This window comes from Sphingobium xanthum, assembly GCF_019737615.1.
GTDB lineage: Bacteria > Pseudomonadota > Alphaproteobacteria > Sphingomonadales > Sphingomonadaceae > Sphingobium > Sphingobium xanthum.
Genome location: NZ_JAHKKS010000004.1, coordinates 168,518 through 194,183, shown reverse-complemented (window position 1 = coordinate 194,183; position 25,666 = coordinate 168,518). Strand labels below are relative to the sequence as shown.

The 25,666-nt window shown below is 64.4% G+C and carries 25 protein-coding genes and 1 tRNA gene; 10 read left to right on the top strand and 16 right to left on the bottom strand.

Features of this window, described 5'->3' with window-relative positions; genetic code table 11:
- Nucleotide 1: 1 nt before the first annotated feature.
- Nucleotides 2-985 carry a thymidylate synthase gene (thyA, locus tag KM135_RS09330; RefSeq protein ID WP_221713730.1) on the bottom strand — a complete coding sequence of 328 codons (984 nt, stop codon included), beginning with the start codon at nt 983-985 and terminating at the stop codon, nt 2-4.
- A gap of 201 nt (nt 986-1,186) precedes the next feature.
- Between thyA and KM135_RS09325 the strand changes: the two genes are divergently transcribed.
- Together KM135_RS09325 and KM135_RS09320 are read left to right on the top strand one after the other, a co-directional pair.
- A complete protein-coding gene (locus tag KM135_RS09325; RefSeq protein ID WP_221713729.1) occupies nt 1,187-1,552 on the top strand; it encodes a JAB domain-containing protein in 366 nt (121 codons plus the stop codon).
- A gap of 98 nt (nt 1,553-1,650) precedes the next feature.
- Nucleotides 1,651-1,727, top strand: a tRNA-Pro gene (locus KM135_RS09320).
- A 19-nt stretch (nt 1,728-1,746) separates the two neighbouring features.
- Here the strand turns inward: KM135_RS09320 and KM135_RS09315 are convergent.
- Both KM135_RS09315 and KM135_RS09310 read right to left on the bottom strand, forming a co-directional pair.
- Nucleotides 1,747-3,195, bottom strand: coding sequence for a UdgX family uracil-DNA binding protein (locus tag KM135_RS09315; protein WP_221713728.1), 1,449 nt, complete (start codon nt 3,193-3,195; stop codon nt 1,747-1,749).
- Nucleotides 3,192-4,433 (bottom strand): putative DNA modification/repair radical SAM protein, encoded by a 1,242-nt coding sequence (locus KM135_RS09310; RefSeq protein ID WP_221713727.1) that lies wholly within the window; start codon nt 4,431-4,433, stop codon nt 3,192-3,194. The genes KM135_RS09315 and KM135_RS09310 overlap by 4 nt, the downstream gene beginning before the upstream one ends.
- Nucleotides 4,434-4,562: 129 nt before the next feature.
- Between KM135_RS09310 and dapF the strand changes: the two genes are divergently transcribed.
- The 4 genes from dapF to KM135_RS09290 all read left to right on the top strand — a co-directional run bounded on the left by dapF (nt 4,563) and on the right by KM135_RS09290 (nt 8,196).
- Nucleotides 4,563-5,381 carry a diaminopimelate epimerase gene (gene dapF / locus KM135_RS09305; protein ID WP_221713726.1) on the top strand — a complete coding sequence of 273 codons (819 nt, stop codon included), beginning with the start codon at nt 4,563-4,565 and terminating at the stop codon, nt 5,379-5,381.
- Nucleotides 5,378-6,625 (top strand): tRNA (N(6)-L-threonylcarbamoyladenosine(37)-C(2))-methylthiotransferase MtaB, encoded by a 1,248-nt coding sequence (gene mtaB, locus KM135_RS09300; protein WP_221713725.1) that lies wholly within the window; start codon nt 5,378-5,380, stop codon nt 6,623-6,625. Before dapF ends, mtaB begins: the two co-directional genes overlap by 4 nt.
- Nucleotides 6,618-7,550 (top strand): signal recognition particle-docking protein FtsY, encoded by a 933-nt coding sequence (gene ftsY, locus KM135_RS09295; protein WP_221713724.1) that lies wholly within the window; start codon nt 6,618-6,620, stop codon nt 7,548-7,550. Before mtaB ends, ftsY begins: the two co-directional genes overlap by 8 nt.
- A 73-nt stretch (nt 7,551-7,623) precedes the next feature.
- Nucleotides 7,624-8,196, top strand: coding sequence for an inner membrane-spanning protein YciB (locus KM135_RS09290; protein WP_246605889.1), 573 nt, complete (start codon nt 7,624-7,626; stop codon nt 8,194-8,196).
- 9 nt (nt 8,197-8,205) lie between these two features.
- Here the strand turns inward: KM135_RS09290 and KM135_RS09285 are convergent, their stop codons facing one another.
- Nucleotides 8,206-8,544, bottom strand: coding sequence for an antibiotic biosynthesis monooxygenase family protein (locus KM135_RS09285; protein WP_221713722.1), 339 nt, complete (start codon nt 8,542-8,544; stop codon nt 8,206-8,208).
- A gap of 146 nt (nt 8,545-8,690) precedes the next feature.
- On the opposite strand from KM135_RS09285, the gene KM135_RS09280 reads away from it, so the two are divergent.
- Entirely contained in the window at nt 8,691-9,206 is a 516-nt protein-coding gene (locus tag KM135_RS09280; protein WP_246605872.1) for a class I SAM-dependent methyltransferase, read from the top strand.
- On the opposite strand, the gene KM135_RS09275 is transcribed toward KM135_RS09280, so the two are convergent.
- Nucleotides 9,207-10,385: a phospholipase D-like domain-containing protein gene (locus KM135_RS09275; RefSeq protein WP_221713720.1), complete on the bottom strand. Its 1,179-nt coding sequence runs from the start codon at nt 10,383-10,385 to the stop codon at nt 9,207-9,209.
- A gap of 118 nt (nt 10,386-10,503) precedes the next feature.
- Here KM135_RS09275 and rpoZ point away from each other — a divergent pair, with 118 nt between their 5' ends.
- Entirely contained in the window at nt 10,504-10,848 is a 345-nt protein-coding gene (gene rpoZ / locus KM135_RS09270) for a DNA-directed RNA polymerase subunit omega (protein ID WP_221713719.1), read from the top strand.
- An 8-nt stretch (nt 10,849-10,856) separates the two neighbouring features.
- Here the strand turns inward: rpoZ and KM135_RS09265 are convergent, their stop codons facing one another.
- From KM135_RS09265 to KM135_RS09220, 10 genes are all read right to left on the bottom strand, one after another.
- On the bottom strand, nt 10,857-11,510 hold the full coding sequence (locus KM135_RS09265; protein WP_221713718.1) for a DUF3800 domain-containing protein: 654 nt from the start codon (nt 11,508-11,510) through the stop codon (nt 10,857-10,859).
- A gap of 26 nt (nt 11,511-11,536) precedes the next feature.
- Nucleotides 11,537-11,923, bottom strand: a complete 387-nt coding sequence (locus tag KM135_RS09260; protein ID WP_246605871.1) for a hypothetical protein — start codon at nt 11,921-11,923, stop codon at nt 11,537-11,539.
- 76 nt (nt 11,924-11,999) lie between these two features.
- A complete protein-coding gene (ftsH, locus tag KM135_RS09255) occupies nt 12,000-13,946 on the bottom strand; it encodes an ATP-dependent zinc metalloprotease FtsH (protein ID WP_221713717.1) in 1,947 nt (648 codons plus the stop codon).
- A gap of 53 nt (nt 13,947-13,999) precedes the next feature.
- On the bottom strand, nt 14,000-14,950 hold the full coding sequence (gene tilS / locus KM135_RS09250) for a tRNA lysidine(34) synthetase TilS (RefSeq protein WP_221713716.1): 951 nt from the start codon (nt 14,948-14,950) through the stop codon (nt 14,000-14,002).
- Complete coding sequence (locus KM135_RS09245) at nt 14,943-15,890, bottom strand: tetratricopeptide repeat protein (RefSeq protein ID WP_221713715.1); 948 nt, start codon at nt 15,888-15,890, stop codon at nt 14,943-14,945. The genes tilS and KM135_RS09245 overlap by 8 nt, the downstream gene beginning before the upstream one ends.
- Before the next feature lie 102 nt (nt 15,891-15,992).
- Entirely contained in the window at nt 15,993-16,859 is an 867-nt protein-coding gene (locus KM135_RS09240) for a helix-turn-helix domain-containing protein (protein WP_221713714.1), read from the bottom strand.
- A 118-nt stretch (nt 16,860-16,977) separates the two neighbouring features.
- The gene (ptsP, locus tag KM135_RS09235) at nt 16,978-19,308 is read right to left on the bottom strand and encodes a phosphoenolpyruvate--protein phosphotransferase (protein ID WP_246605869.1); all 2,331 of its coding nucleotides are present in this window, start codon (nt 19,306-19,308) and stop codon (nt 16,978-16,980) included.
- A 79-nt stretch (nt 19,309-19,387) separates the two neighbouring features.
- Entirely contained in the window at nt 19,388-20,743 is a 1,356-nt protein-coding gene (locus KM135_RS09230) for an MFS transporter (protein ID WP_221713713.1), read from the bottom strand.
- A 183-nt stretch (nt 20,744-20,926) separates the two neighbouring features.
- A complete protein-coding gene (locus tag KM135_RS09225) occupies nt 20,927-21,937 on the bottom strand; it encodes an NAD(P)H-dependent flavin oxidoreductase (RefSeq protein ID WP_221713712.1) in 1,011 nt (336 codons plus the stop codon).
- Nucleotides 21,938-22,077: 140 nt separating this feature from the next.
- Nucleotides 22,078-23,337 carry an aspartate kinase gene (locus KM135_RS09220; protein ID WP_221713711.1) on the bottom strand — a complete coding sequence of 420 codons (1,260 nt, stop codon included), beginning with the start codon at nt 23,335-23,337 and terminating at the stop codon, nt 22,078-22,080.
- 105 nt (nt 23,338-23,442) lie between these two features.
- Between KM135_RS09220 and ubiG the strand changes: the two genes are divergently transcribed.
- Nucleotides 23,443-24,207 (top strand): bifunctional 2-polyprenyl-6-hydroxyphenol methylase/3-demethylubiquinol 3-O-methyltransferase UbiG, encoded by a 765-nt coding sequence (gene ubiG, locus KM135_RS09215; protein ID WP_221713710.1) that lies wholly within the window; start codon nt 23,443-23,445, stop codon nt 24,205-24,207.
- Nucleotides 24,208-24,283: 76 nt separating this feature from the next.
- Nucleotides 24,284-25,408 carry a mechanosensitive ion channel family protein gene (locus tag KM135_RS09210; protein ID WP_246605868.1) on the top strand — a complete coding sequence of 375 codons (1,125 nt, stop codon included), beginning with the start codon at nt 24,284-24,286 and terminating at the stop codon, nt 25,406-25,408.
- Here the strand turns inward: KM135_RS09210 and KM135_RS09205 are convergent.
- Nucleotides 25,390-25,647 carry a hypothetical protein gene (locus KM135_RS09205; protein ID WP_221713708.1) on the bottom strand — a complete coding sequence of 86 codons (258 nt, stop codon included), beginning with the start codon at nt 25,645-25,647 and terminating at the stop codon, nt 25,390-25,392. The two genes, KM135_RS09210 and KM135_RS09205, sit on opposite strands and share 19 nt — an antisense overlap.
- Nucleotides 25,648-25,666: the final 19 nt, after the last annotated feature.

The window sequence follows — 25,666 nt, the reverse complement described above, 5'->3', positions numbered from 1 at the left end:
CTCAGACCGCGATCGGCGCCGCGATGCTGCGCTGCGGCTCATAGTCCTCGACCGCGAAATCCTCGATCCGATGGTCGAAGATCGTCTTGGGCCGCCGCAGGATGCGCAGCTTCGGCGCCCCGGCGGGCGTGCGTGAGAGCTGCTCTTCGACCAGATCGGTGTGGTTGAGGTACAGATGGACGTCGCCGCCCTGCCAGACGATCTCGCCGGGTTCCAGATCACACTGGAGCGCCAGCATCCGCGTCAGCAGAGCCAGGCCGTAGATGTTGAACGGAAAGCCGAGACCGAGATCGCAGCTGCGCTGGAACAAGAGGCCGTTGAGACGGCCGTCCGCGACATGGAACTGATAGGTCATGTGGCAGGGCGGCAAGGCCATGCGATCGACCTGATCGACATTCCAGCCCGTGAACAGCAGTCGCCGCGAGCCGGGATTGGCGCGGATCGCCTCGATCAGCGCGGCAATCTGGTTGTGGCCGCGCTCCGCAAGTCGATAAAGCCCCTCGCCGGCTTCCGGCGCTGGCTCATAGCGCGGCCAGTTGACCCATTGGCGGCCATAGACCGGGCCGAGATCGCCCCAGTCGAGCGCGAAAGCCTCATCCTCGACGATGCGCTGCTCGAACGCCTCCATGGAAATCGCCTCGCCCGTCTCGCGCCGATAGCGATCGAGCGGCCAGTCGGTCCAGATATGGACGCCCTGCTCGACCAGCGGGCGAATGTTGGTCTCGCCCGAAAGGAACCAGAGCATTTCGCGCGTCGCGACTTTCCAGAAGACGCGCTTGGTGGTGAGCAAGGGCACGGCGTCGTCGGCCAGCGAGAATCGCATGGTCGCACCCAGGATCGACCGCGTGCCGACGCCGGTGCGATCCACGCGCTCATGCCCCTGCGTCCAGATGTGGCGCATCAGGTCTAGATATTGCTGCTCGTAATGCGGCGCGGCCTCTCCTTCCGGGGGGGCGGGTCTGGATATGATCGCTTGGGTCGGCATGCTCAAGGTCTTAACGCCCCCCTCCCCCGAGCGCCAGCGACAAGACGCCGCAGCGACAGCTTGGTAACGCATGGCCAGGGTCGCCATCTTCTCCATTTCGGAGGTATTTCACGCGCTGTTTCAAGGAACTATCCGCCCATACCGCGAGATCGGAGCCGGATCGCGTGCCAAGTTCAGCCCATCGCGGCCACTCTTCCTCTCATGGCTCGATCGACGCTTGCCCTCACGGATTCGGCCTTCAGCAGCAATGTCCGGCAATGCGAGTTTGGCGCGCTGGATCTCTACGATGCCGATGGCTGGTTCATCGAGCGCATCGAGCTTGCCGGCGACCATCACTCGCTCGCCATAGATCTCGCCCATGTCGTCCCGGGCCTGCTCGCGCTCCGATGCAAGGCGGTGGTGCTCCATCATTGCCATCCATCCGGGCAGGCGCGGCCGAGCGAAGCAGACACGCACGCCACGCGCGCCTTTGCGGGACTGCTGCGCATGCTCGGCATGCAGCTTCACGATCATGTCATCATCGGCGGAAATGCACGCTTCAGTTTCCGCGAACAGGGCCTGATCTGAACCGGCACGCAATTTCGCGAACGCACGCTTGCCAGCGGCACATGTGCCCCCTATAGGGCGTCGCCTGCCTTGCCGGCGCTCTGAGCGTCCGGCCCGGTCGGGGAGTAGCTCAGCCTGGTAGAGCACTGTCTTCGGGAGGCAGGGGCCGGAGGTTCGAATCCTCTCTCCCCGACCATTTACTTCTTCATGTCGGATCACCCCGCTGCGCTTTCGAGCGCGGCGAGGCGCTCCGCTATAGCGCGCAGATCGTCCTGAAACCGCTTTTCCTCGGCCGGGCGATTTTCTTCCGGCAGGCGCAGCAGATAGGATGGATGCGTCGTCACCCAGAGTTCGCTGCCGTCGGGCAGATCGATCGGCGCGCCGCGCTCCTTCTGGACGCTGATCGTCTTGCCGAGCAGGCCACGGGCCGCGCTCGCGCCCAACACCAGGACGAGGCGCGGCTTCACGATGCTCCGCTCGCCATCCAGCCACCAGCGGCAGGTATCGATTTCCCGCGCTGTCGGCGTCTGGTGCATGCGCCTCTTGCCGCGCGGCAGGAATTTGAAATGCTTCACCGCATTGGTCACATAGGCGCGCGACCGATTCAGGCCGGCCTCTTCGAGATGGCGCATCAGCAATTGTCCGGCCGGGCCGACGAATGGCCGCCCTTCCCGCTCCTCGACATCGCCGGGTTGCTCGCCGACGATCATCAGCGATGCGCCCGACGAACCCTCGCTCCCGACGGCATCCGTGCCGTTGCAGCCGATCGCACAGCGGCGGCAGGACCGGATCGCGCCCGCAATCTCCTCAAGACTCGTGGGCGGGCTATCATCCTCGAACAGATCGCGGCCGGCTTCGACCATGACGGCTTCTCTCGCTTGCGCCCCCGCAATGAGCGCCGGGACCAAGGCGGTCTCCGGCATGTTCTTCCAGTATTTGCGCGGCATCTCCTTGAGCATCGCATCGATCTTCAAACGGGCAGGATTGAAGATCGATGCGTAGTAGCTGCTCCACAAATCCTCGATCGGATCGCCATCCGGCGCGTCGCCGCGCGTTGCGGGCGGGCCTTCCTGAAGTGACGCACCGTCCCAATGGAGCGCGCCGATCGGCGTGAGGATCGACCAATGCATGCCGGCGAAGCGATTGACGAAGAAGGCGGCATTGGCGCGCAGGATATGATGCTCCGGCTCGAACCAGGCGACATAGCGCTCCGTGCCATCCGGCTGCGCAACGGAGCGGAATCGGACGAAGGCGCGCATCTTGTGAATGTCGCGCCGAACGGTTCGGGCCAGTTCGTCGAGCCGCCGCACGTCCCCGTCCGCTTTGTCCTCCAGGAGGCGCGCATTGCGCTGGAGACGCCAGAGCAGGCGATAGAGAAAATCGAATCGGCCTCGATCCCGGTGGCACGCCGCCTTTGCCGCGAGATCGAGGAAGGCGCGCGAAACGATCGGCTGTCTGGCATCAGGGACAGCGATTGGCGGCGGAGAAGGCTCGGACGAGGCAAACAGATCGCCCTCCCCTCCCGGCACGCGCCAGATGACCTCCGAGGGATGCACGCGCGCCATCAGGACTTGCCGTGCTTGCGTCCGCCAGCCGTCGAAATCATCCGGACCGGCGAGAACCGCCACATGCTCGGACGCCGTGAAGTAAACCGTTTCCTTCATGCCGCGAACAGTTCCAGCTGCTCGGTGCGACGCGGCGTCAGGAGCCGGCGCAGATCGGCGCGATCGGTCAGCTTCGTCGGGCGCCAGTCGGCCGCCACGATGAACGGCCGAATCTTGGCGATGGAGACGGTCAGTTTCGCAATGTCGGCCAGCCGCAAATGACGATGCCGGCGCGCAACCAGCAGGGCATCGACCGCGCGAACGCCAAGCCCGGGCACGCGCAGCAGGGCATCGCGCGAGGCTCGATTCACGTCCATCGGAAAACGATCGCGGAAGTTGAGCGCCCAGGCCAGCTTCGGGTCGATATCCAGCGGCAACATGCCGGCCGCGTCCGCCGCCTGCCCCACTTCATGCGGCTCATAGCCATAGAAGCGCATGAGCCAGTCCGACTGATAGAGCCGATGCTCGCGGATCAGCGGCGCGCGCTTCAGCGGGAGGACGGCGCTGGCGTCGGGAATGGGGCTGAAGGCGGAATAATAGACGCGGCGCAGCGCGAAGCGATCATAGAGCTTGCTGGATTTCTGGATGATCTGCGCGTCCGATGCGCCATCGGCGCCGACGATCATCTGGGTCGACTGGCCTGCGGGCGCAAATTGCGGGGCAGAGCGGAAGCGCTTGCGGCTGTCGGTCGCATCTTCGATCGCAGTCTTGAGCCCGCCCATCGCGGTCTCGATCTGCTGGCCCGACTTGTCCGGTGCGAGGCGGGTGAGGCCAGCCTGTGTCGGCAGCTCGACATTGATCGAGACGCGATCCGCATAGAGCCCGGCGCGTGCGATCAGGTCCGCATCCGCCTCGGGGATCATCTTGAGGTGGATATAGCCTCGGAACAGATGCTCCTCGCGCAGGATGCGCGCGGCCTCGATGATCTGCTCCATCGTGTGATCGCCGGATTTGACGATCCCCGATGAGAGAAACAGACCCTCGATATAATTTCGACGATAAAAAGTGATCGTCAGGTCCGCAACTTCCTGCGGCGTGAAGCGCGCGCGCCGCACATTCGAGCTCTTGCGGTTGATGCAATAATGGCAGTCGAAGATGCAGTGATTGGTCAGCAGGATCTTCAGCAGCGAGATACACCGGCCATCGGGCGCATAGCTATGGCAAATGCCCATGCCTTCGGTCGATCCGATCCCGCCGGCCTTGGCATTGCGCTTGGCAGTGCCGGAGGAGGCGCAAGAAGCGTCATATTTGGCGGCATCGGCGAGGATCTCGAGCCGTTGTTGCAGCGATTCCTTCATGTTGTTCTTATTATGTTCTCATTCTTCGCAACGCCAGTGCTTTGGGGAATCTTTGCGACGAACGGTCGGCGCGCCACGTTCTACGGCCCTGCAATGGACTTCCGCCCTTGCGATCCCTAAATGCGCGGCATGTCCCTGCCCTTCGCCAAGATGCACGGCCTCGGTAACGACTTCGTCGTGGTCGATGTTCGCGAGAACCCCGTGACGATGACGGCAGCGCTGGCGCGCGCCATATCGGACCGCAAGACCGGTATCGGTTGCGACCAGCTGATCCTGATCGGCGAGTCCGACCGGGCCGATGTCCGCATGCGGATTTTCAATCAGGACGGCAGCGAGGTCGAGGCATGCGGCAATGCGACGCGCTGCGTGCCGCTGTTCGTGGGTCGGGACGTCAGCATCGAGACGGCCGCCGGTATCCTCAAGGCCGGGCGTAGCGGCGATCTGGTCGGTGTCGACATGGGCGAGCCGAAATTCGGCTGGGAAGACATCCCGCTCGCTTATGCGATGGACACGCTGACCCTGCCGACGAGCTGGGACGAGCTTCCCGCGCCGTCATGCGTCAATATCGGCAATCCGCACGTGGTGTTCTTCCTTAACGATCGCGCATCGATCGACATGGCGCGACTGGGTCCGCTGATCGAGCATGATCCGCTGTTCCCGGCCCGGGTGAACGTGAACTTCGCGCAGCTTCTGTCGCCCGGCCATATCGCGCTCACCGTCTGGGAGCGCGGCGTCGGCTTCACGCGCGCTTGCGGCACGGGGGCGTGCGCGACGGCGGTGGCGGCAATCCGGCGCAAGATCGCGATCGGACCGGTGCGCGTCACGCTCGATGGCGGCGATATGCTGATCGACTGGGCGCCTGGCGGTCACATCACCATGACCGGGCCGGCTGCCCATGTCTTCGACGGGACGCTCGATCTCGATGCGCTGACGCCCGCGCTGCCATGAGCGGCCCGGAGATCATCACGCTCGGCTGCCGGTTGAACATTGCCGAGAGCGAGGCGCTGCGCCAGCAGCTTGGCGATCGGGACGATCTCGTCATCGTCAACAGCTGCGCCGTCACCGGCGAAGCCGTCCGCCAGACGCGCCAGGCCATTCGCCGCGCGAGCCGCGCGCGGCCGGATGCGCGCATCGTCGTGACCGGATGCGCCGCGCAAACGGACGCCGGGATGTTCGCCGCCATGCCGGAAGTGGCGCTCGTGGTCGGCAATGGCGAGAAGCCGGTCTTCAAGGCGCAACTGACCGCCAACGAGAAGGTTCGCGTCGCCGATATCATGGCGGTCGAGCAGCAGGCGCCGCAGCTCCTCTCGGCCTTTGCCGAGCGAGTGCGCGCCTTCATCGTCGTGCAGAATGGCTGCGATCATCGCTGCACCTTCTGCATCATTCCTTATGGCCGCGGGCCGAGCCGATCGGTGCCGGCCGGCATGGTGGTCGATCAGGTACAGCGTCTGGTTGATGAAGGCGTGCAGGAAGTGGTGCTGACCGGCGTCGATGTCACGAGCTACGGGCCGGATCTGCCGGGCAGCCCGAGCTTCGGCGCGCTGGTCGAGCGCATCCTGCGCCATGTGCCGGACTTGCCGCGCCTGCGCCTCTCCTCGCTCGACGGGATCGAGATCGACGAGCGCCTGTTCGATCTGCTGACCGGCGAGCCGCGGCTGATGCCGCATGTCCATCTCTCGTTGCAGGCGGGCGACGACATGATCCTCAAGCGGATGAAGCGGCGCCACAATCGCGCACAGGCCATAGCGCTTGCCGAGCGGCTGCTCTCCCGTCGCCCGGACATCGCCATCGGCGCGGACATCATCGCCGGCTTCCCGACCGAGGACGAAGTAATGTTCGAGAACAGTCTTGCGCTCGTGCATCAGTGCCGGATCGTTCACGGCCATATCTTCCCCTATTCGACGCGCGAGGGCACGCCCGCCGCGCGCATGCCGCAGGTGGACAAGCCCGTCATTCGCGAGCGCGCAGCGCGCCTGCGCGAGGCCTGTGCGCAGGAACGGCAGCGCTGGCTGAGCAGCGTCATCGGCACCGACCAGCGTGTCCTCGTCGAGACGAGCGGCATGGCCGGGCATGGCGAGAGCTTCGCGCCGGTGCGGTTCAGTTCGCCTCAGCCGGTCGGGACAATCGTGACCGCGCGCATCACGGGGCTTGAGGACGGCGCGCTCATCGCGCATGGCAGCGCGCATGGCTGAACTTTCCTGGCGCGACAAACTTTTCGGCGGCTTCAAGCGCACATCCGACCGGCTCGGCGAAAGCGTCTCGGGCATTTTCGGCAAGACGGCGCTGGACGACCAGACGCTCGATGAGCTGGAGGAAGCGCTCTACACGACCGATCTCGGCCCCGCGATGGCGGCGCGCATCCGCGACCGGCTGGCCGAGGGCCGCTTCAATCGCGAGCTGACCGAAGACTATCTGCGCGAGATCCTCGCTGAAGAGATCGAGAAAGTGCTGGCGCCCGTCGCCAGGCCCATCGAAATCGAGGCGTTCCCGCGCCCGCAGGTCATTCTCGTCATCGGCGTCAACGGTTCCGGCAAGACCACGACGATCGCCAAGCTCGCCCATCTGTTCCAGGAGCAGGATTATGGCGTGATGCTGGCGGCAGGCGACACCTTTCGCGCGGCCGCCATCGGCCAGCTCAAGGTCTGGGCCGAGCGGCTCGGCGTACCGATCGTGACCGGGCCGGAAGGTGGCGACGCGGCCGGTGTCGTCTTCGACGCCGTCAAGCAGGCAACCGCCCAGGGCATCGACGTGCTGATCGTCGATACGGCGGGCCGCCTGCAGAACAAGGCGGAACTGATGGACGAGCTCGCCAAGATCCGCCGCGTGCTCGGCCGGCTCAATCCGGCGGCGCCGCACGATGTCGTGCTGGTGCTGGACGCCACGACCGGACAGAATGCGCTCTCGCAGATCGAGATCTTTCGCGAAGTCGCGCATGTCACCGGTCTCGTCATGACCAAGCTCGACGGCACGGCGCGCGGCGGCGTCCTCGTCGCAGCGGCGGAAAAATTCGGCCTGCCGATCCATGCGATCGGCATAGGCGAGAAGATCGACGATCTGCGGCCCTTCGACCCCGCCGAAGCGGCACGCGCCATTGCAGGAGCGGCCTATGCCCGCTGAAGAAACGAAGATCGACGCCACTATCGACGGCGCGCCGGTGGCGCCCGGTCCCAAGGGCGAAAGCTGGCTCCCGATGGCACTCGATTTCGGGCCGCTGCTGGTCTTCTTCGTCGGCTATCGGCTCGCGCGCTGGCACTTCGGCGAAGCAAATCCGATCACGGCGACGCTTGTTTCCACCGCCGCCTTCATGCTGGCCATCGCCATCGCCGTGCTGATCAGCAAGGTGAAGCTCGGCAAGGTCTCGCCGATGCTTTGGCTCTCGGCCATCCTGGTCATCTTCTTCGGCGCGCTGACGCTCTATTTCCGCAATCCGAGCTTCATCCAGATCAAGCCGACAATCATCTACGCCTTCTTCGCGGCAATGCTGCTGGGCGGCTGGATACGCGGCAAGCCACTGCTGCGCTATCTGCTTCAGTCCGCTTATGACGGGCTGAGCGAAACGGGCTGGCTCAAGCTCTCGCGTAATTGGGGACTGTTCTTCGCGGGCCTCGCGCTTGCCAATGAAGCGATGCGCGCGATGCTGAGCTTCGACACATGGCTGACCGTCAAGGTCTGGGGCGTGACGATCGTCTCGATGGTCTTCGCCATGGCCAATCTGCCGATGCTGATGAAGCACGGCCTCAATCTGGGCGAGAAAGAGGGCTGAGCCGCCCGCTCAGTCCTTCGCCCATTGATAGGCGCGCGTGACCTGCGTGACGATCAGGCGATAATCCGCATACCAGCGCTCGCGCCCAAGCTCGCGAATGGCGGCATGCTCGGCATTGGCGCGCCAGGCGAGCGCGCTCGCCTCGTCGGCCCAGTAGCTTACGGTGATGCCGAGGCCGTCCGTATCGCGCACGCTGTCGATGCCGAGATAGCCGGGCTGCTGCGCGGCCAGCACGACCATCGCTTCGCCGGCGGCGTCATAGCCCGCATCGTCCTGCGCCGTGCGCTGAGCGACGAAAATGACCGCGATGGCGCCAGTCGGCGGCAGGCTGGTATCAGGCTCGCTCATTGGTCCTCCTCCACACGAAACCTCCTTGCCAGCTATCCGTTATTTTGTCACGGCGCGGCCAGAGGAGAGCTACACGGATGATCGTCAAGACCAAACACATGTCATCCAAGCTTGTCTTCCTCAAAGAATTTATCCGAAACCCCCGCATGGTCGGCTCGATCGTCCCGACCTCGCGCGTCGCGATCCGCGCGCTGCTCGATCCGGTCGACTGGCGCGCGGCACGCTGCGCGGTCGAATATGGACCGGGAACGGGCGTCTTCACGCAGGCGATTCTACGGCGGCTCGGCCCCGACGGGCGATTGATCGCAATCGACACCAATGCGACATTCATCGCGCTTCTTCGCGAGCAGATTGCCGACGAGCGCCTGATCTGCGTCGAAGGGTCGGCCACCGATGTCGAGGCGATCGTCGCCGCGCACGGCTTCACGGCGGCGGATTACGTCGTCTCCGGCCTGCCCTTCTCGACACTTCCACGCAGTGTCGCAGATGCGATCATGGATGCCACGGCCCGGGTCATCGCACCGGGCGGCGCGTTCCTCGTCTATCAATATTCGCTGTTCGTGCTGCCGCTCCTGAAGCGACGCTTCGCACGGGTCGGCAAAGGCGTCGTGATGCGCTGCGTTCCCCCTGCCCGCCTGTTCTGGGCGCGGAAAGCCGCCTGATCACCGCTGCTGACGGCGGAAGTTGAGGCGCCGAGTGACAGTGTAATCCAGCACACCGACGAGCAGATATTCCAGCCACCAGATGAAGCTGCGAACAGGGCCGGACATCGCTGCATAGGCCGGTGCGTCGATCGCCCTGCTATCCGCCACGAGCCGAGCGACCAGCGCCCGTGTCTCCGCGGCGAACGGCGCGTCCTCGATCCGCAGCATCAGCTCCAGATTGATGAACAGGCTGCGCATGTCGAAATTGGCCGAGCCGATATAGACGATGTCGTCGATCACGATCAGCTTCATGTGCAGCTTCTGGGGCTGATATTCGAAGAGGTTGACCCGCGCGCGAAGCAATCGCTTGTAGAGGTGGCGCTGCGCCCCGATCGTTGCCGTGTTGTCGGATTTGGCAGGTGTGATCACGCGCGCCGTGCCGCGGCGGGCGATACCGGCGATGCGGCGCATCATGCCCGGATTGGGCGAGAAATAGGCCATGACCAGATCGAGCCGGCGGCCATGCTGGAGATCGTGCTTCACCTTGCGCGCCCAGCTGCTGAGGAAGCGCGTGGGGCCGCCGATCAGCCAGGCGACCTGGCCCTCGGGCGGCTTCCAGTCGCGCACGAGCTGACGCAAGCGGCGGAAGCTCTGGCGGCTGTCGATCGTCCAGTGCGCAATCGCATCGAACCAGCGTTGCAGTTCGCCGGCCAGCGGCCCCTTGACCAGCAGGCCGAGATCGCACCAGGCAAGCGTTTCCGTCCACGCACCGAAATAGTATTTGTCGCAATTGAAGCCGCCGATCAGCACGCACTGGCTATCGACGATGACCATCTTCTGATGATTGCGGATCAGGTAGCGCGTCGAGCGATGCGCGCCGAACCAAGCGAAACGCGCGCCGGCCTCGATCAGCGGATCGAACAGCGATTGTGGCGTCAGCGCGGAGCCGAAGGCATCGACCATGAGCGTTACGGCGACATCGCGATTGCGCGCATCGATCAGCGCCTCGATCACGCGGCGCCCGCATTCGTCATCCGTGAAGATGTAGTAATAGATATCGACCTGCCGTCGTGCGGATTCGATCAGTTCTATGAGCGCCTTAAGCCGTTCCTCGCCGCCTGCCAGCAGCGCCAGCTCGTTGCCGTCCACGACATGACGCGCAATGGCATCGACGAGAGGATCCGCTTCGCGCTCCATACCCTGTCATGCGGCAAGGCAACCGGCTTGCCAAGACGCAGCATTCCTTGACTTCGACTGCTCGCGCTGATAGCGGATCGCTTTTTCCCAGACCATTTCAGCTGTTCAGGAGCCAAGCATGGCGCGCGTTACTGTCGAAGATTGCATCGACAAGGTTCCCAATCGTTTCGATCTCGTGCTGCTCGCGGCGCAGCGGGCGCGCTCCATCTCGGGCGGTGCCGAACTGACCATCGATCGCGACCGCGACAAGAACCCGGTCGTGGCGCTCCGCGAGATCGCCGAAGAGACCGTCACGCCGGAAGATCTCCAGCACGATCTCGTCGGATCGATGCAGAAGCTGCAGATCGACGATGACGATACGCCCGACGAGATCGGCTCGATCGCGCGCTCGGCCGAGGCGCTTCGCCTCACCGCCGCGACCCCGCCGCGCACGCACAATCTGGGCGCCGACTACGACGGCTGAACCGGCTGCTATCGCAAGATGACGGGACGTCCGGCATTGCCCTGCAATGCCGGATGTTTTCGTTTCGGGGGCGGCAATGTCGCGAGATGATGAACCCGGATGAGATCAGCGCGCAGGAACGGCTCGACGATCGTCTCCACGCGGCTGCTCTGCCGGCTTCCCACGATGACGTTGTAGAAGCTGTTGGCGATCACGTCGGCGATCTGCACGCCGGCCGAGCGGCGGCTATCGACAAGGCTTGCCGTCCCGCAATGCGCCAGCAGGCGCGCAATGTCCTGCCGGACCTCTTCCAGCACCAGCGCATCATACCGGCCCTGGTCGATCACGAAATTCGGGCATTCGGCGCCGCCAGCCAGCCAGTCATCGACCAGCAGGTCCAGCAGCGCGACATAGACGTCGAGGTCTTCGGGCCGCTGCCCGGTCAGACCGCGCTCATCGCGAGCGATGCAGACCCGCGCGCGACCGCCGAAACGCTCGAACAGCTCGAAAAAGAAGGCTCGCTCGATCGGCTCGATGCGGCTGCCCTTCAGTTCTCCGCTGAGGCCCGTAACGGCGCGAAAGCGCAGCAGGAGTTGATCGGCCGAATCGGCCTCGATTTCCACGCCTGCCATGATCATGCCGCCAGCGGGCAGGCCGCCACTTTCATCGATGTAGATCGGCATATGCTCTCCCCACGCCGCATCGGCGTTCAGGGGCGGGGATAGCGGGACTTCATCATTTCGTAAAAGCCGGACTTCACGCTGACCGTCTTGCGTCGCTCGGCCGGAATGGCACGAAAGCTCTCGATCAGATCGTTGGAGCCGATTTTCGCCTTGCCCTTGGGCGGCGGGCAGCCGAGCGACCTGTCGCCACTGGCCTTCGCACGGCCCGCATCGGCCCGAAAGGCATCGGCAGCCGACTGCACTTCCACCGTCAATGCCTTGATCTCGTCGCGCTGAAACATCGCGAGGGCGCCTTTCGCCTTGAGAGCATCGGCGCGCGTCAGAAAATCGGAGACGGTCATGGCGGATGCGGGCATCACGCCGATGATAACGCTCATCGCCAGCATCATTGCCCAGCGCACCGCTTTCATCATCGCCCTCCCAAAGAAACAAGCCCCGATCTCTCGACCGGGGCTTGAACATTGGCTGAATGCCGGGGCTGGACTGCGATCAGACGCCCTGCGGCGCGGCGTCTCCGAACGATCCCTTGCGGCGGCCTGCCTTGGGAATCGACGTGCCGGCGACCGGCACCGGCGTCGGACGGATCGTCTCGCCTTCGCGCACCAGTTCGCCCTTCTCGATCAGCGTCTTGATCTCGTCGCCCGAGAGCGTCTCGAACTCGAGCAGCGCCTGCGCGAGCAGATGAAGCTGGTCATTATGCTTCGTCAGCAGCTCGTTCGCCCGGTTGTAGCCGGTCTCGACGATCTTGCGGATTTCCTTGTCGATCCGCTGCGCCGTCTCGTCCGACATATGGACGCGCTGGCTCTGCGAATAGCCAAGGAAGGTCTCGCCCTGCGGCTCCTCATATTGCAGCGGGCCCATCTCGTCCGACATGCCCCATTGCGTGACCATGTCGCGCGCGAGGCGCGTGGCATACTGGATGTCGCTCGACGCGCCCGAGGAGACCTTGTCGTAGCCGAAGATCACCTCTTCGGCGACGCGACCGCCCATGGAGACGGCCAGGTTCGCGTACATCTTGTCGCGATGATAGCTATAATTGTCCCGCTCCGGCAGGCGCATGACCATACCCAGCGCGCGACCGCGCGGGATGATGGTCGCCTTGTGGATCGGATCGGACGCCGGCTCGTGGATCGCGACGATGGCATGGCCCGCCTCATGATAGGCGGTCATCTTCTTCTCGTCCTCGGTCATCACCATCGAGCGCCGTTCGGCGCCCATCATGACCTTGTCCTTGGCTGCCTCGAACTCGGCGCTCGCCACCAGGCGCTTGCCGCGCCGTGCGGCCATCAGCGCCGCCTCGTTGACGAGATTGGCGAGATCCGCGCCCGAGAAGCCCGGCGTGCCGCGCGCGATGGTGCGCGCATCGACGTCCGGCGCCAGCGGCACCTTCTTCATGTGGACCTGGAGGATCTTGATGCGGCCGTCGATGTCGGGACGCGGCACGACGACCTGACGGTCGAAGCGGCCCGGACGCAGCAGCGCCGGATCCAGCACATCGGGACGGTTGGTCGCGGCGATGATGATGATGCCCTCATTCGCCTCGAAACCGTCCATCTCCACGAGGAGCTGGTTCAGCGTCTGCTCGCGCTCGTCATTGCCGTTGCCGAGGCCTGCGCCACGATGACGGCCGACAGCGTCGATCTCGTCGATGAAGACGATGCACGGCGCATTCTTCTTGGCTTGCTCGAACATGTCGCGCACGCGGCTCGCGCCGACGCCGACGAACATCTCGACGAAATCCGAACCGGATATGGTGAAGAAGGGCACGCCCGCCTCACCCGCGATGGCACGGGCGAGCAGCGTCTTGCCGGTGCCGGGCGAACCAACCAGCAGCGCGCCCTTGGGGATCTTGCCGCCCAGACGCGCGAACTTGCTGGGGTCCTTCAGGAATTCGACGATTTCCTCGAGCTCTTCGCGCGCTTCGTCAATGCCGGCGACGTCATCGAAGGTGACGCGGCCCGACTTCTCGGTCAGCAGCTTGGCCTTGGACTTGCCGAAGCCCATCGCGCCGCCAGCGCCGCCGCCTTTCTGCATCTGGCGCAGAACGAAGAAGGCAATGCCCAGGATGAGGACGAACGGGAGCGACTGATAGAGCAGGATCATCCAGAAATTGGGCTGCTCTTCGGGCTGGCCGGAATATTTGACATTGTGCTCGTCGAGCAGGCCGGTGAGGGTGGGATCGGGCACTGCATAAGCCGTGAATCGCTGATCGTTCTTCAGCACGCCATTGATGCGATCAGGGCCGATCGACACCTCCTTCACCGCATCCGACGCGACCTTCGCGCGGAACTCGGAATAGGCGATGGGCGTGCCCTTTGCGCCGATGCTCTTGTTGTCGAACACGGTCACGAACATCAGCAGCGCGAGAAACACGCCGGCCAGAATGAGCGCGCTCTTGATCCACGGATTGCCTTGCGGCTCTTTTTGATCGTTCATCTCAACTCGCTTTCGCGCTCCAAAATAGGACATCGCGCCCGGAACACAATGGTTCAGCGTGACTTTCGCGGCGGCGCCCGTCTCGCTGTCCATGTCTGCCCGCCCGTGAAGACGCAGTCGGCCAGAGTGACACGCCTACCACCCAAAAGTTGAACAAGCGCTTGATCCAGCGACGGACCGCGCGGTTTTTTGGCCTCGGGGTGCAAATATTCGATCATGCGGAGCAATAATCGCCGCAGAATTTCATTCGGAAGATCGGTGTGACGGAGGGTCGCCAGACCATCACTGAGATCGAGAAAATCGTTCGCGATCCTGTCCGTCATCCAGGCGAGAGCGATCTCTGCCTCCCCAAGGGCACCGACCGAGCGCGCGACCCCGTTCGGATCGACAAGGGCACCGCTGCTTTCGAGCGCCTTGCGCAGCCGCACGCGGTCGAAGCGATCGTCATCGTTGCTGGGATCATCGACGAAGGGGATCGCCCGCGCCTCGCAATAGCGACGCAGGGTCGCCCGGCGCTCGCTCAGCAGCGGCCGCAACACATGCGCCCGCTGCTCCCGGACGGAGGCAAGCCCGCCCACGCCCGACCCGCGCCCGAGACGCATCAGCACCGTCTCGATCTGGTCGTCCGCCTGATGCCCCGTCATCAGCCACGCCAAGCCTCGCTCCGTGCGCCATTCTTCCAGCAATGCATAGCGCGCCATCCGCGCGGCGGCCTGGATATTGCCCTGCAGCGCGCCGGCGACGGTCAGGACGCGATGTCGCACGCCAGCGGCCTGACACCAGCGGGAAACCATCTCGGCCTCCTCACGCGCCTCTGGACGCAGACCATGATCGACGCTCGCTGCCTCCAATTGCCCCGGCCAGCAAGCCTGGGCAGCACTCAGCAGCGCCATGCTGTCCGCCCCGCCGGACACGGCAATGCCGATGCGTTCGTCGGGCGTGACCGGGCGGCCGATCAGGCGCTCCGTCGCGGCCTTCAGTCTCGATTCGAGTCCGTCAGGCACCGCATTTTGCGCGGACCCGGCCCTTGGCCATCATGTCGCGCACGCTGGCCGGCATGCTGCCGGCAAAGACGTCGCCAAGCTCGTCATAAGCGAGACAGGCTTCCTTGAGCCGATTGAGCTGGATCAGGGATTCGCCGACCCAGGCAAGGCTCTCCGCCGCGCGGTCGCCCTTGGGGCGCGTGCGGTAATTTTCATACAGAACCTTGGCGGCCATCGAAGGCTTGTTGTCGTCGAGATAGGCGCGACCGAGCAAATTCTGCGCGCGACTGGCAACCGGATCGTTGCCATATTTATCGAGCGTCGCCTGCAGTTGCGTCTGCGCCTCGGGATAGAATTTGGCGGTCCAGAGGCGGAAGCCATAAGTATAATTGTCGAGCGCGGCATTGCCTGTGCTTGGCCGCTCGACAGCGGCGACCTGTTCATTGCGCGCCACGAGCGACGCACCGCCTGGGGCCGGTGCAGACCGCGCCGGTGCCGTCACGGTAGGCCGCGACGGTGCGGCGGCCGCTGGCGTTGGTGTCGCCGTGGTCGGAATGCTTGCCGGAAGCGGCGGCGGCGCCGTCATTTCGGCGACCTTGTCCTCGAGTTGCTTGAGGCGATTTCCGTTTTCCTCGACCTGACCGGTCAGTCGCGCAAGCTGCGATTCGATGGCGCTGACCCGTGCCTCGAGATCGGCGACGGGCGAGGTCGCCGGCGCTCCGGCCGCCACGCCGGGCGTCGGCGTCGTCGGTCCGACTTCGGGCGCGAGCACCTGACCGCCGGCCGTCGGGAAGACACGGCGTTGCACGGCGCGCATTTCCTGCTCGAGCTTGCCGACCCTGCCCTCGACCGTCCGGTCCTGGCTCTGGGCAGAAGCCGCTGCGGTCCAGAGCAGCGGCAGGCTGGCGCCGATCAGCAGCGCGGTGCGGAAAAGGCCGGAGCGGCGAAGCTTGGCGGACATGATCACGAAATCCTGGAAGCTGGGAATGAATTGGGTCGGCGCATCAATAACCAATCCCTCGAACGGGTAAAGCGCCGAGCGCCAACTGCTCGCGAAGAGACGTCAGCCGGCCGAATTGCCCACAGCGGCATTTGCCGGGACGGCCGTTCCGACATCGCCTTCCGGTGACGCAGCCTTGCGTGCGAGCAGCGCGGTGGCGCTTACGGGAACGTCGGCAATCGTGCGCTCAGGAGGGCCGAGCGGCGGTATCGCCTGCCCGCCGATGGTCACGGCGAGAGCATCGGGGCGACCGGTCAGGATCATCGGACCGCGCGCCGTGGTCGGCACGGTGTAGGTCTGGTCCTTGGCCAGCGTGCCTTCGAAAAGGCGCGTGCCGTCCGGTTCATAGATGCGCAGCCAGACCTCGTTGACCGCCGTCAGGACCACCGGACCTGCGGTCGGCGCCGCAGGTGCCGTAGCAGACCGAGACGGTACGGCCGGATCGGCGATCCGGGTCTCCGTGCGTTGCTCGGCTGCGAGTTGTTCGTCGGTCGGCGGCGTGTTGAGCTGCATCCGCCAGATCGCATAGCCGCCTGCCAGCAACAGCACGAGTCCGGCCGCGACCCAGGCAAGCCAGCGCGGCGGCACGCTGCTCGGATCGACCGCTTCCTCGAATTCGTAAGGCCCCTGCCCTACCCCGCCCATGTCATCGATTTCGGCCCGGACCTTGGCGACCAGCATGGTCTCGTCAAGGTCCACGGCGCGCGCGAACGCACGGGCGAAACCCGCGCAATAAGTCGTGCCGGGCAAGGCCTGATAGTCACCGGCCTCCAGGGCAACAAGGTGCCGTGTCGGCACGCGAGTCTGCGTGGCAACATCTTCCAGAGAAAGTCCCTTGGCCTCGCGGGCACGCCGCATAAGCTCCGGCGCGCTGGCGTTATCAGGTACGACCTCGTTCACTTCTTCTGCCATCTTCGGCTCTTTGGCCATGCGTCGTCCGTTTTCCGGTCCGTTTCAGGGCAATGTCTTGTTCCATGGGCTTGAGCGCGGTGTCAACGCGCTTAACCTGTGCCGGCGCACACTGCTGTGGAGCGAGCGTCTGGAGCGCTCAGTTGAGCTCGACGTTGTTATCGCTCGCCCATTGGGCCAGCGGTTCGCGCAGATTGGCGACGCCGCCCTTGAGCAGGTCGGTGCAATGGGCGCTGAGCGCCGCGACATCGAGACTGCGCACCATCGCCTTGACCGGGCCGACAGACGCCGGCGTGATCGACAACCGTCTTATGCCGATGCCGAGCAGGGCCATGGCCTCCAGTGTGCGCCCGCCCATCTCGCCGCAGACGCCGACCGGCACATCATAGTTCGCGCAGGTCTTCACGATGCGCGAGAGGAAGCGCAGGATCGCCACGCTCAACCAGTCGTAGCGCTCGGCGAGTTTCGGATTGGCGCGGTCGGCCGCGAACAGGAACTGCGTGAGGTCGTTCGTGCCGATCGAGAGGAAGTCCAGCTCGGGCAGCACGAAATCAAGCGTTTCGGCAAGCGCCGGCACTTCCAGCATCGTGCCGTAATACACCGTCTTGGGCAGCTTCTTGTCGCGCTTGGCGAGCCAGTCATACTGTTCCTTGAACAGTGCCTTGGCCTGTGCCAGCTCCCACGGTTCGGAAATCATGGGAAACATGACATGGAGCGTGCGGCCGGCCGCCGCTTCCAGCAGGGCGCGCGCCTGCACCTTCATGAGTCCGTCGCGCTCCAGCGCGAGCCGCACGGCGCGCCAGCCCATGGCAGGATTTTCTTCCTGCTCGTCCGTATCGCTGTTGCGCAGATAGGGCAGCGCCTTGTCGCCACCGATATCGACGGTGCGGAAGATCACCGGCTTGCTGCCCGCGGCATCCAGCACTTCGCGGTAGAGGCGCTGCTGGCGCTCGCGCTGCGGCAAGGTGGCCGAGACGAGGAACTGGAATTCTGTCCGAAACAGGCCGATGCCGTCGGCACCAGTCACGTCGAGCGCGGCCACATCGTCCCGAAGCCCCGCATTGACCATCAGCTCGATGCGCGTGCCGTCCAGGCTCTCCGCCGGCTTGTCGCGCAGCGCCGCATAGGCAGCGCGCCGCTTCTGCGTGAGCGCGAGGCCGCTTTCGAAAGCCTCGTCCATCGGCACGGAGGGTCGAATGTAGAGCCGGTTCTGATTGACATCGAGCAGCAGAAGATCGCCATCGTTGATGAGCGAGCGCGTATTCTTGACGCGGCCCAGTACCGGTACGCCCATGGCGCGCGCCACGATGGTGACATGCGCGGTCAGCGAGCCTTCTTCCAGGATCAGACCCTTGAGGCGCCGCCGGTCATATTCGAGCAGTTCGGCCGGACCGAGATTGCGCGCGATAAGGATCGTATCCTGCCGCAGGCCGAGTTGCGCCGCCGTGCCGAGTTGGCCCGCCACGATACGCAGCAGGCGATTGGAGAGGTCTTCCAGATCGTGCATGCGATCCTGCAGCAGCGCATCGTCGATCTGGCGCATGCGCATGCGGGTGCGCTGTTGTACGCGCTCGATGGCGGCCTCCGCCGTCAGGCCACTGTCGATCGCCTCGTTGATGCGCCGCGACCAGCCCTCGTCATAGGCGAACATCTTGTAGGTCTCGAGGACCTCCCTGGTTTCGCCCTCGACGCCGAATTCGGCCTGGCCCGCCATGCGATCGAGCTGCTCGCGCATCTTGGCGAACGCCGAATAGACGCGCTGCCGCTCCACCTCGATATCCTCGGCGACGGTATGCTCGATCGTGATGCGCGGCTGATGGAAGACGGCGTGGCCGCGCGCCATGCCCATGACCAGCTGCAACCCCGAGAGGATCGTGGCGCCGGTCTCCACCGCGCGGGTCTCGCCCGGATTCTCATCAACCAGTCCGGCATTGCTCAGCAATTCGGCGAGCACCATGGCAACGGTCTGGAGGGCTTCGATCTCGACTTCCACATAGGCGCGCGGATCGACATGCTGCACGCACAAGGCGCCGATCGCCTTCTCGCGCCGCACGATCGGCACGCCGGCGAAGCTGTGGAACAGTTCCTCGCCCGTTTCCGGACGATAGGCGAAATCAGGGTGACCGGACGCCTCCTCCAGGTTCAGCGTCTCGACATTGTTCGCAATGGTCCCGACGAGGCCCTCGCCCAGGCCCAGGCGCGTCACATGGACGGCTTCCTGCTTCAGCCCGCGCGTAGCGAACAGCTCGAGCATGCCCTCGCGCAGCAGATAGATCGAGCAGACTTCGCTCGACAATTCCTCGCCGATGATCTCGACGACCTTGTTGAGCTTGGCCTGCGCAGGCGTGCGCGCCGCCATCACGTCCTGCAGGCGCACGAGGATCTTGCGCGCGGCAGCGGCGGCCGTTGTCGATAGCTGGTCCTGGCGGCGGGCAGAGTCCATGGGAACACTGCTATCAGAAAGACTCATGGTTCACCAACACCCGTGCGGATGCGACGCGGCAAGCAATCATTGTGCAGGATGAACCTGCAGCATATCCGCACCGGCTTCAGACTGCGGCGGGCGCTATCTTGCCGGCCGCAGCGGATTCCGCCGCTTCATCCTCCTCGGACGGGAGCGGTACGGCGCCGATATTGGCGGCGTAGCGATAAGGCCCAAGCACCCAGTACAGCACTGTGCCGAATGCCAGACAGACCGCCATGATGATGTAGCCGCTCATATAGGAGCCACTTGTATCGCGCAGATAACCGACGATAGGCGGCGCGCAACCCATAGCGAAGGCGAGAAACATGTTCTCGAAGCCATGGTAGAATCCGAAGGACTTGAGGCCGAAGAAGCGCACGTGCAGATAGGTGCCGATCGGCCGCGCGGTGCCGAGCGAGAAACCTGCGAAGCCGACGGCAAGCCCGAGCATGTACCAGCCACCGAAGCTCGCCGTCGCGAAGATGAAGAAGACGAGGCCGAGGAACGAGATCACCTTGAACGGGATCGCTATGCGGCTGTCGTTGAACCGATCGACCGCCCATCCGCCCGCGATCGTGCCGGCCAGCGCCAGGAAGCTCGACACGCTCATGTATGTGACGGCATCGGCCTGGGTGAACCCCTTCTCGATGAGCATCGGAACGAGGGACGGCATCATGCCCGTGCGCGGCGCGGTGCCGATGATCGTCGCGATGACGATCAGCCAGAACACGCGGTCTCGCATGATCTGGCCTTCGCTCAGTCCCTCCAGCGTCGCCGAGCGATCGATCTTCGGCTGGTCCTTGGGCTTGAAGAGACGCCGCTCGCTGTTGATCTCGCCGGGCTCGTCGATCTGGAAATAGATCAGCGGGATCAACGCGAAGATAATGATCGCGCAGCCGATGAACATGCCGCGCCACCCGAAATCGGTGATCATCCAGTTGAGCAGGATCGGGATGCCCGCACCAGCCAGTGTCGATTCGACGCCGAACAGCGAAAGCGCCTTTCCGCGATGCTGCGTGAAGAGCGCGCTGACGATCTTCGTGTAGCCGATGCCCGTGCTGCCGAAGATGCCGAGCAGGGCGAAACAGAGATAGAATTGCCAGAGCTCCTGCACATAGCCGAGTGCCAGCGTGGACAGGCCGACGCCGATCGTGCCGAAGATGATCGCGAGCCGGACGCCATATTTGTCCATGAACCGGCCGTAGAATATGAGCGTCGCGGCGCCGCACCACATGAGCGACGTCATGGCGAGACCGTATTGCGCCTGCGTCCACCCGAACTCCTGCGTCATCGGCACGTTGACCAGGGTTATCGCGCCGAACGGCAGCAGGCTGGTCGCGAACATGTTAGCGATCGTGATGATCGTCACCAGCTTGAGCTTGCGAAGGGAGAAATCCGATTCGTAACGCGGCTCGGCCGCGGTGGTTGTTGCCTCAGACATGAGCAACCCTCCGCGCTCGGATTTCGGGCACACGACGTCGATCGAACGAAAGGGCCACGCTTCTCTCTCCTGATGCGCGATCAGCCGCACGCATTTCGGACAATGTCAACGAAGCATGGTTATCCGTCAAGCGGATAAGAGTATTCCGGAATTTGGCATCTGGGAGAAAGTCTCCCGTCGCGCTCAGGCGGCGCGACGAGCCAAAGCGACGCGCGCTTCGTCCATCAGTTGCGCGATGATCTCGGCAACCGGCTCTTCGCCGGTCACCATGCCGACGGACTGTCCAGCCATCAGCGAGCCACCCTCGACGTCACCGTCGATCACCGCGCGACGCAGGGCGCCGGCCCAGTAGTGCTCGATCTGGAGCTGCGCCTCGCCCATGTCGACCTTGCCGTCATCGAGCAGCTGGGCGACTTCGCGCTGCTTGGCTGTGAAGGCCTCGGTCCCGGCGTTCTTGAGCGCGCGAACGGGGATGACCGGGAGACGCGGATCGACCTGGACGCTGGCGACGGCATCGCGCGCGGAGGCCCGAAAGAAGGCCTTCTTGAAGCTGGGATGCGCGATGCTCTCGACCGCGCAGGCAAAGCGCGTGCCGAGCTGCACGCCCGCCGCCCCCATTTCGAGATAGGCGGCGATCGCCTCGCCATGGCCAATGCCCCCAGCCACGAACACGGGCAGTTCGTTCGCCATCACGGGCAGAATTTCCTGCGCCAGCACGCTTGTTGCGACCGGACCAATATGACCGCCCGCTTCCATGCCCTCGATCACCAGCGCGTCGACGCCGGAGCGATGCAGCTTCTTCGCCAGCGCCAGCGCCGGGGCGAAGCAGATGACCTTTGCGCCATTGGCCTTGATCGCCTCGATGCTGCCGCGCGGCGGCAGCCCGCCGGCCAGCACGACATGACTCACGTCATGGCGATTGCAGACGTCGATCAGATCGAACAACTGCGGGTGCATGGTGATGAGGTTCACGCCGAATGGCTTGCTGGTCAGCGCCTTGGTCGCCGCGATTTCGGTGTCGAGCAGCTCGGGCGTCATGGCGCCGCAGGCGATCAGGCCGAAGCCGCCGGCGTTGCTGACCGCCGAGACGAGATGGCGTTCGGACACCCAGCTCATCGCGCCGCAGATGATAGCGGTTTCCGTACCCAGAAACCGGGTGCCGCGGGCCATGAGGGAAGTGAGACGATCGGTCATGGGTTCACCATAGTCTAGCCCCTCCTCTCCAGAGGAGGGGTTGGGGTGGTGCTGGAGGGTTGGCTAATCGCTTTGCGAGCGATGCTTTCGCATCGCCACCACCCCCTATCCCTCCTCTGAAGAGGAGGGGCGTTATCTTGTCAAGCAGCCGGCAGGTCGGCGTCGAGGCCATAAGCGCTATGCAGCACGCGCACGGCGAGCTCGGTCTCGTCTTCGTCGATCAACACGGAGACCTTGATCTCGCTGGTCGAGATCGCCTCGATGTTGATGCCGCGATCGGCCAAGGTCTTGAACATCGTCGCGGCAACGCCGGCATGACTCCGCATGCCCACGCCCACGACGCTGATCTTGGCGACCTCAGCGTCTGTGATGATCGTCTCGAAGCCGATGCTGTCCTTCTCGCCCTCGAGAATGTCCACGCTGCGAGCGAGGTCCGCGCGGGGCACGGTGAAGGTCACGTCCGTCACGATGCCGCTATGACCGACATTCTGGATAATCATATCGACGTTGATCGCGGCGTCGGCGAGCGGGCCGAAGATGGCGGCCACGATGCCCGGACGATCCGGAACCTTGGTCAGCACGACCTTGGCCTCGTTCTTGTCATGCGCGATGCCGGTGATGAGCTGCCGTTCCATGTCGCTTTCCTCGATTTCTTCCTCGCTGACGATCATCGTGCCCGGTTCCGGGTCGTCGCCCGGCTCCTCGAACGAGGAGAGTACCTGCACGCGCACATTCTCCTTCATGGCAAGCGCCACGGAGCGGGTCTGGAGTACCTTGGAGCCGACGCTCGCCAGTTCCAGCATTTCTTCATAAGTCACCAAGTCGAGCTTCCTGGCGCGCGACACAATGCGGGGATCGGTGGTGTATACGCCGTCCACGTCGGTATAGATGTCGCAGCGATCGGCCTTGACCGCCGCCGCAACAGCGACCGCCGACGTGTCCGAGCCGCCACGACCCAGCGTCGAGATGCGGCCATCGTCCATCATGCCCTGAAAACCGGGGATCACGGCGACTTGCCCGCTCTTCATGCCGGCGATCAATGTCTCGCTGTCGATCGTGTCGATGCGCGCTTTCGCATGTGCCTCGCTCGTGCGGATCGGGAGCTGCCAGCCCAGCCAACTGCGCGCGTTCACGCCCATGGCCTTCAGCGTCATCGCTAGAAGACCGGAGGTCACCTGCTCGCCGGACGCCACCACGACGTCATATTCGGCCGGGTCGTAAAGCGGGCTCGCTTCCTTGCAGAAACCGACGAGACGATCGGTATCGCCGGCCATGGCTGAGACGACCACCGCGACCTCATTGCCCCGCTCCACCTCGTGCTTCACGCGCGTAGCCACCTTGCGGATGCGCTCCATCCCGGCCATCGACGTGCCGCCAAATTTCATCACAATTCGCGCCATGGGCTTGCCGCGCACCTTTCATCGACTATCAAGGGGGCAGGAAAACCGGGCGTAACCGTCTTTCCGGCCTTCGAGCCGGCGCCCTCTTAGTCAGCGGATTCAGCTATGGCAAGCGAGCCGGGAACCGGCACGATAGACCCCCGCGAAGCAGCGCATTTCGGCGCCCAGGCGGCCGACTGGTGGGACCCGAACGGGGCCAGCGCGATGCTTCACAAGCTGGGACCGGTGCGCCTGCGCTACATTCGCGAGGCGATCGACCGGCATTGGGACGGCGACCCGGCCGCACTGCGCCCGCTCGCGGGCAAGCGCGCGCTGGATATCGGCTGCGGCGCAGGCCTTGTCGCCGAACCGCTCGCCCGGCTCGGCGCGCAAGTCACCGCTGTGGACGCGGCGCCGGAGAATATTGCCGTCGCCAGTACGCATGCCGCGCAAATGGGACTCGCCATCGACTATCGCGCCAGCGGTGTGGAGGCTTTGAACGAGCCGCCATTCGACCTCATCACCGCTCTCGAGGTCATCGAGCACGTGACTGATCCCGCCCTGTTTATCTCGGCAATCGCGCGGCTGCTGAAGCCGGATGGCCTGCTCATCCTCTCGACCCCGAACCGCACCCCCGCCTCGAAGCTGCTGATCGTGACCCTGGCGGAAGGCTTCGGCCGTATCCCCAAAGGTACGCACGACTGGCACAAGTTTCTGACGCCGGAAGAGGTGACGGATCTGCTGGCGAATTGCGGGCTCGCGGTCGGCGACATCGCCGGGATCATGCCCGATCCGCGCTATGGCTTTACCCTGAGCCGCGACCTCAGCGTGAACTATATCATGGCGGCCGCGACAGTAACCAACGAAACCGGTACGCGCGTGGCGCGTTGATCAGCAGAAGCGCGCCTGACACGACGCGAAGAGGACCAAGCGATCCATGTTGTTTTCCGCTGCCGCGCCCAGCGCCATGCTTCAAGACCCCGTGACGATGATGAGGGACATCTCCCACTGGTTCGAGGTGCACTGGTTGCAGATCACGGTGGCCATTGGCGTCGGCATCGCCATCTATCTGCTGCTCAATTTTCTTCGCGGCCTTGGCAAGAAGCTGCAGCAGCGCGACCAGGCTCCGGGCCTGCTCACCGTGGCCGGGCGAACGATCCGCCGGACCTCCCATCTCTTCATGGTGATCGTCGCCGCCCGCCTCGTCGCCGGCTACGCCAGTCCGCCAGCTTTGCTGCTCACGACCATCCGCTTCCTCTTCACGGTCGTGGCGGCGATCCAGGTGGCGCTCTGGGTGCGCGAGATCATCATCGGCCTCATCGAGCAGCGCACCAGCCAGGAGGGTTCGGAAACCCTGGCTAATGCAATGGGGATCATCCGGATTCTCGTGTCTGTCGCGCTGTTCGCTGTGGCGGCGATCGTCGTCCTCGATAATCTCGGTGTCAATGTCACTGGTCTGGTTGCCGGCCTCGGTATCGGCGGCATCGCCATCGGGCTTGCCGCGCAAGGGATCTTCTCCGATCTTTTCGCGGCTCTCTCCATCCTGTTCGACAAGCCGTTCCGGCAGGGCGAAACGATTAATTTCGGCACCAACACCGCGACGGTCGAGCGCATCGGGCTCAAGTCGACCCGCTTGCGCGCGGTCACGGGGGAGCGGCTGATCGTCTCGAACGCGCAGCTCCTCGACAAGGAGATCATCAGTTATGCGGAGCTCGCGCATCGACGGGTCAAATTCGCGATCGGCGTGACGTATCAGACGGCGCCGGACGCGGCCGACGCGCTGCCCGAGTTACTGCGTCAGATCGTCGAGGCTCATGGCGGCGAGTACGTCCGGGGCGGCTTCATCGGCTTCGGCGCGAGCTCGCTCGATTTCGAACTGGAGTTCGACATCATGTCCGGCGACTGGGACGTCGTTTACCAGGCTCGCCACCAGGTCGGACTCGCCATTTTGCGACAATTCAACGAGCGCGGCCTGGAATTCGCCTATCCCACACAAACCACGTTCACGGCGGCGCCCGACGGCAGAATGATCATGCCCTATCCGACGCCGACTGCCAGGGCGAAATCGTCTGGTCAGGCAACGTCGGCGTAGTAGTCCGCCCAGACATGCGCCTGCTTGCGGGTGATCCGCATGAGCGCGATGACCGCCACCATCGTGGCAAGTGCAGCGAGCGTCATGAACAACGGCCAGACCGGCGTCGGCGAGAAATAGAGGCTCGCCGCCGCGCTGGCACCGATAAACGGCACGACCAGGCAGCTCGCGGCAGCTGCGGCCTTGCGCGCCTTTTTGCGCTTGGGCGGCTTGCGCCAGAAATACAGGCTCCCCAGCACTCCGACTACGGCCGGGATG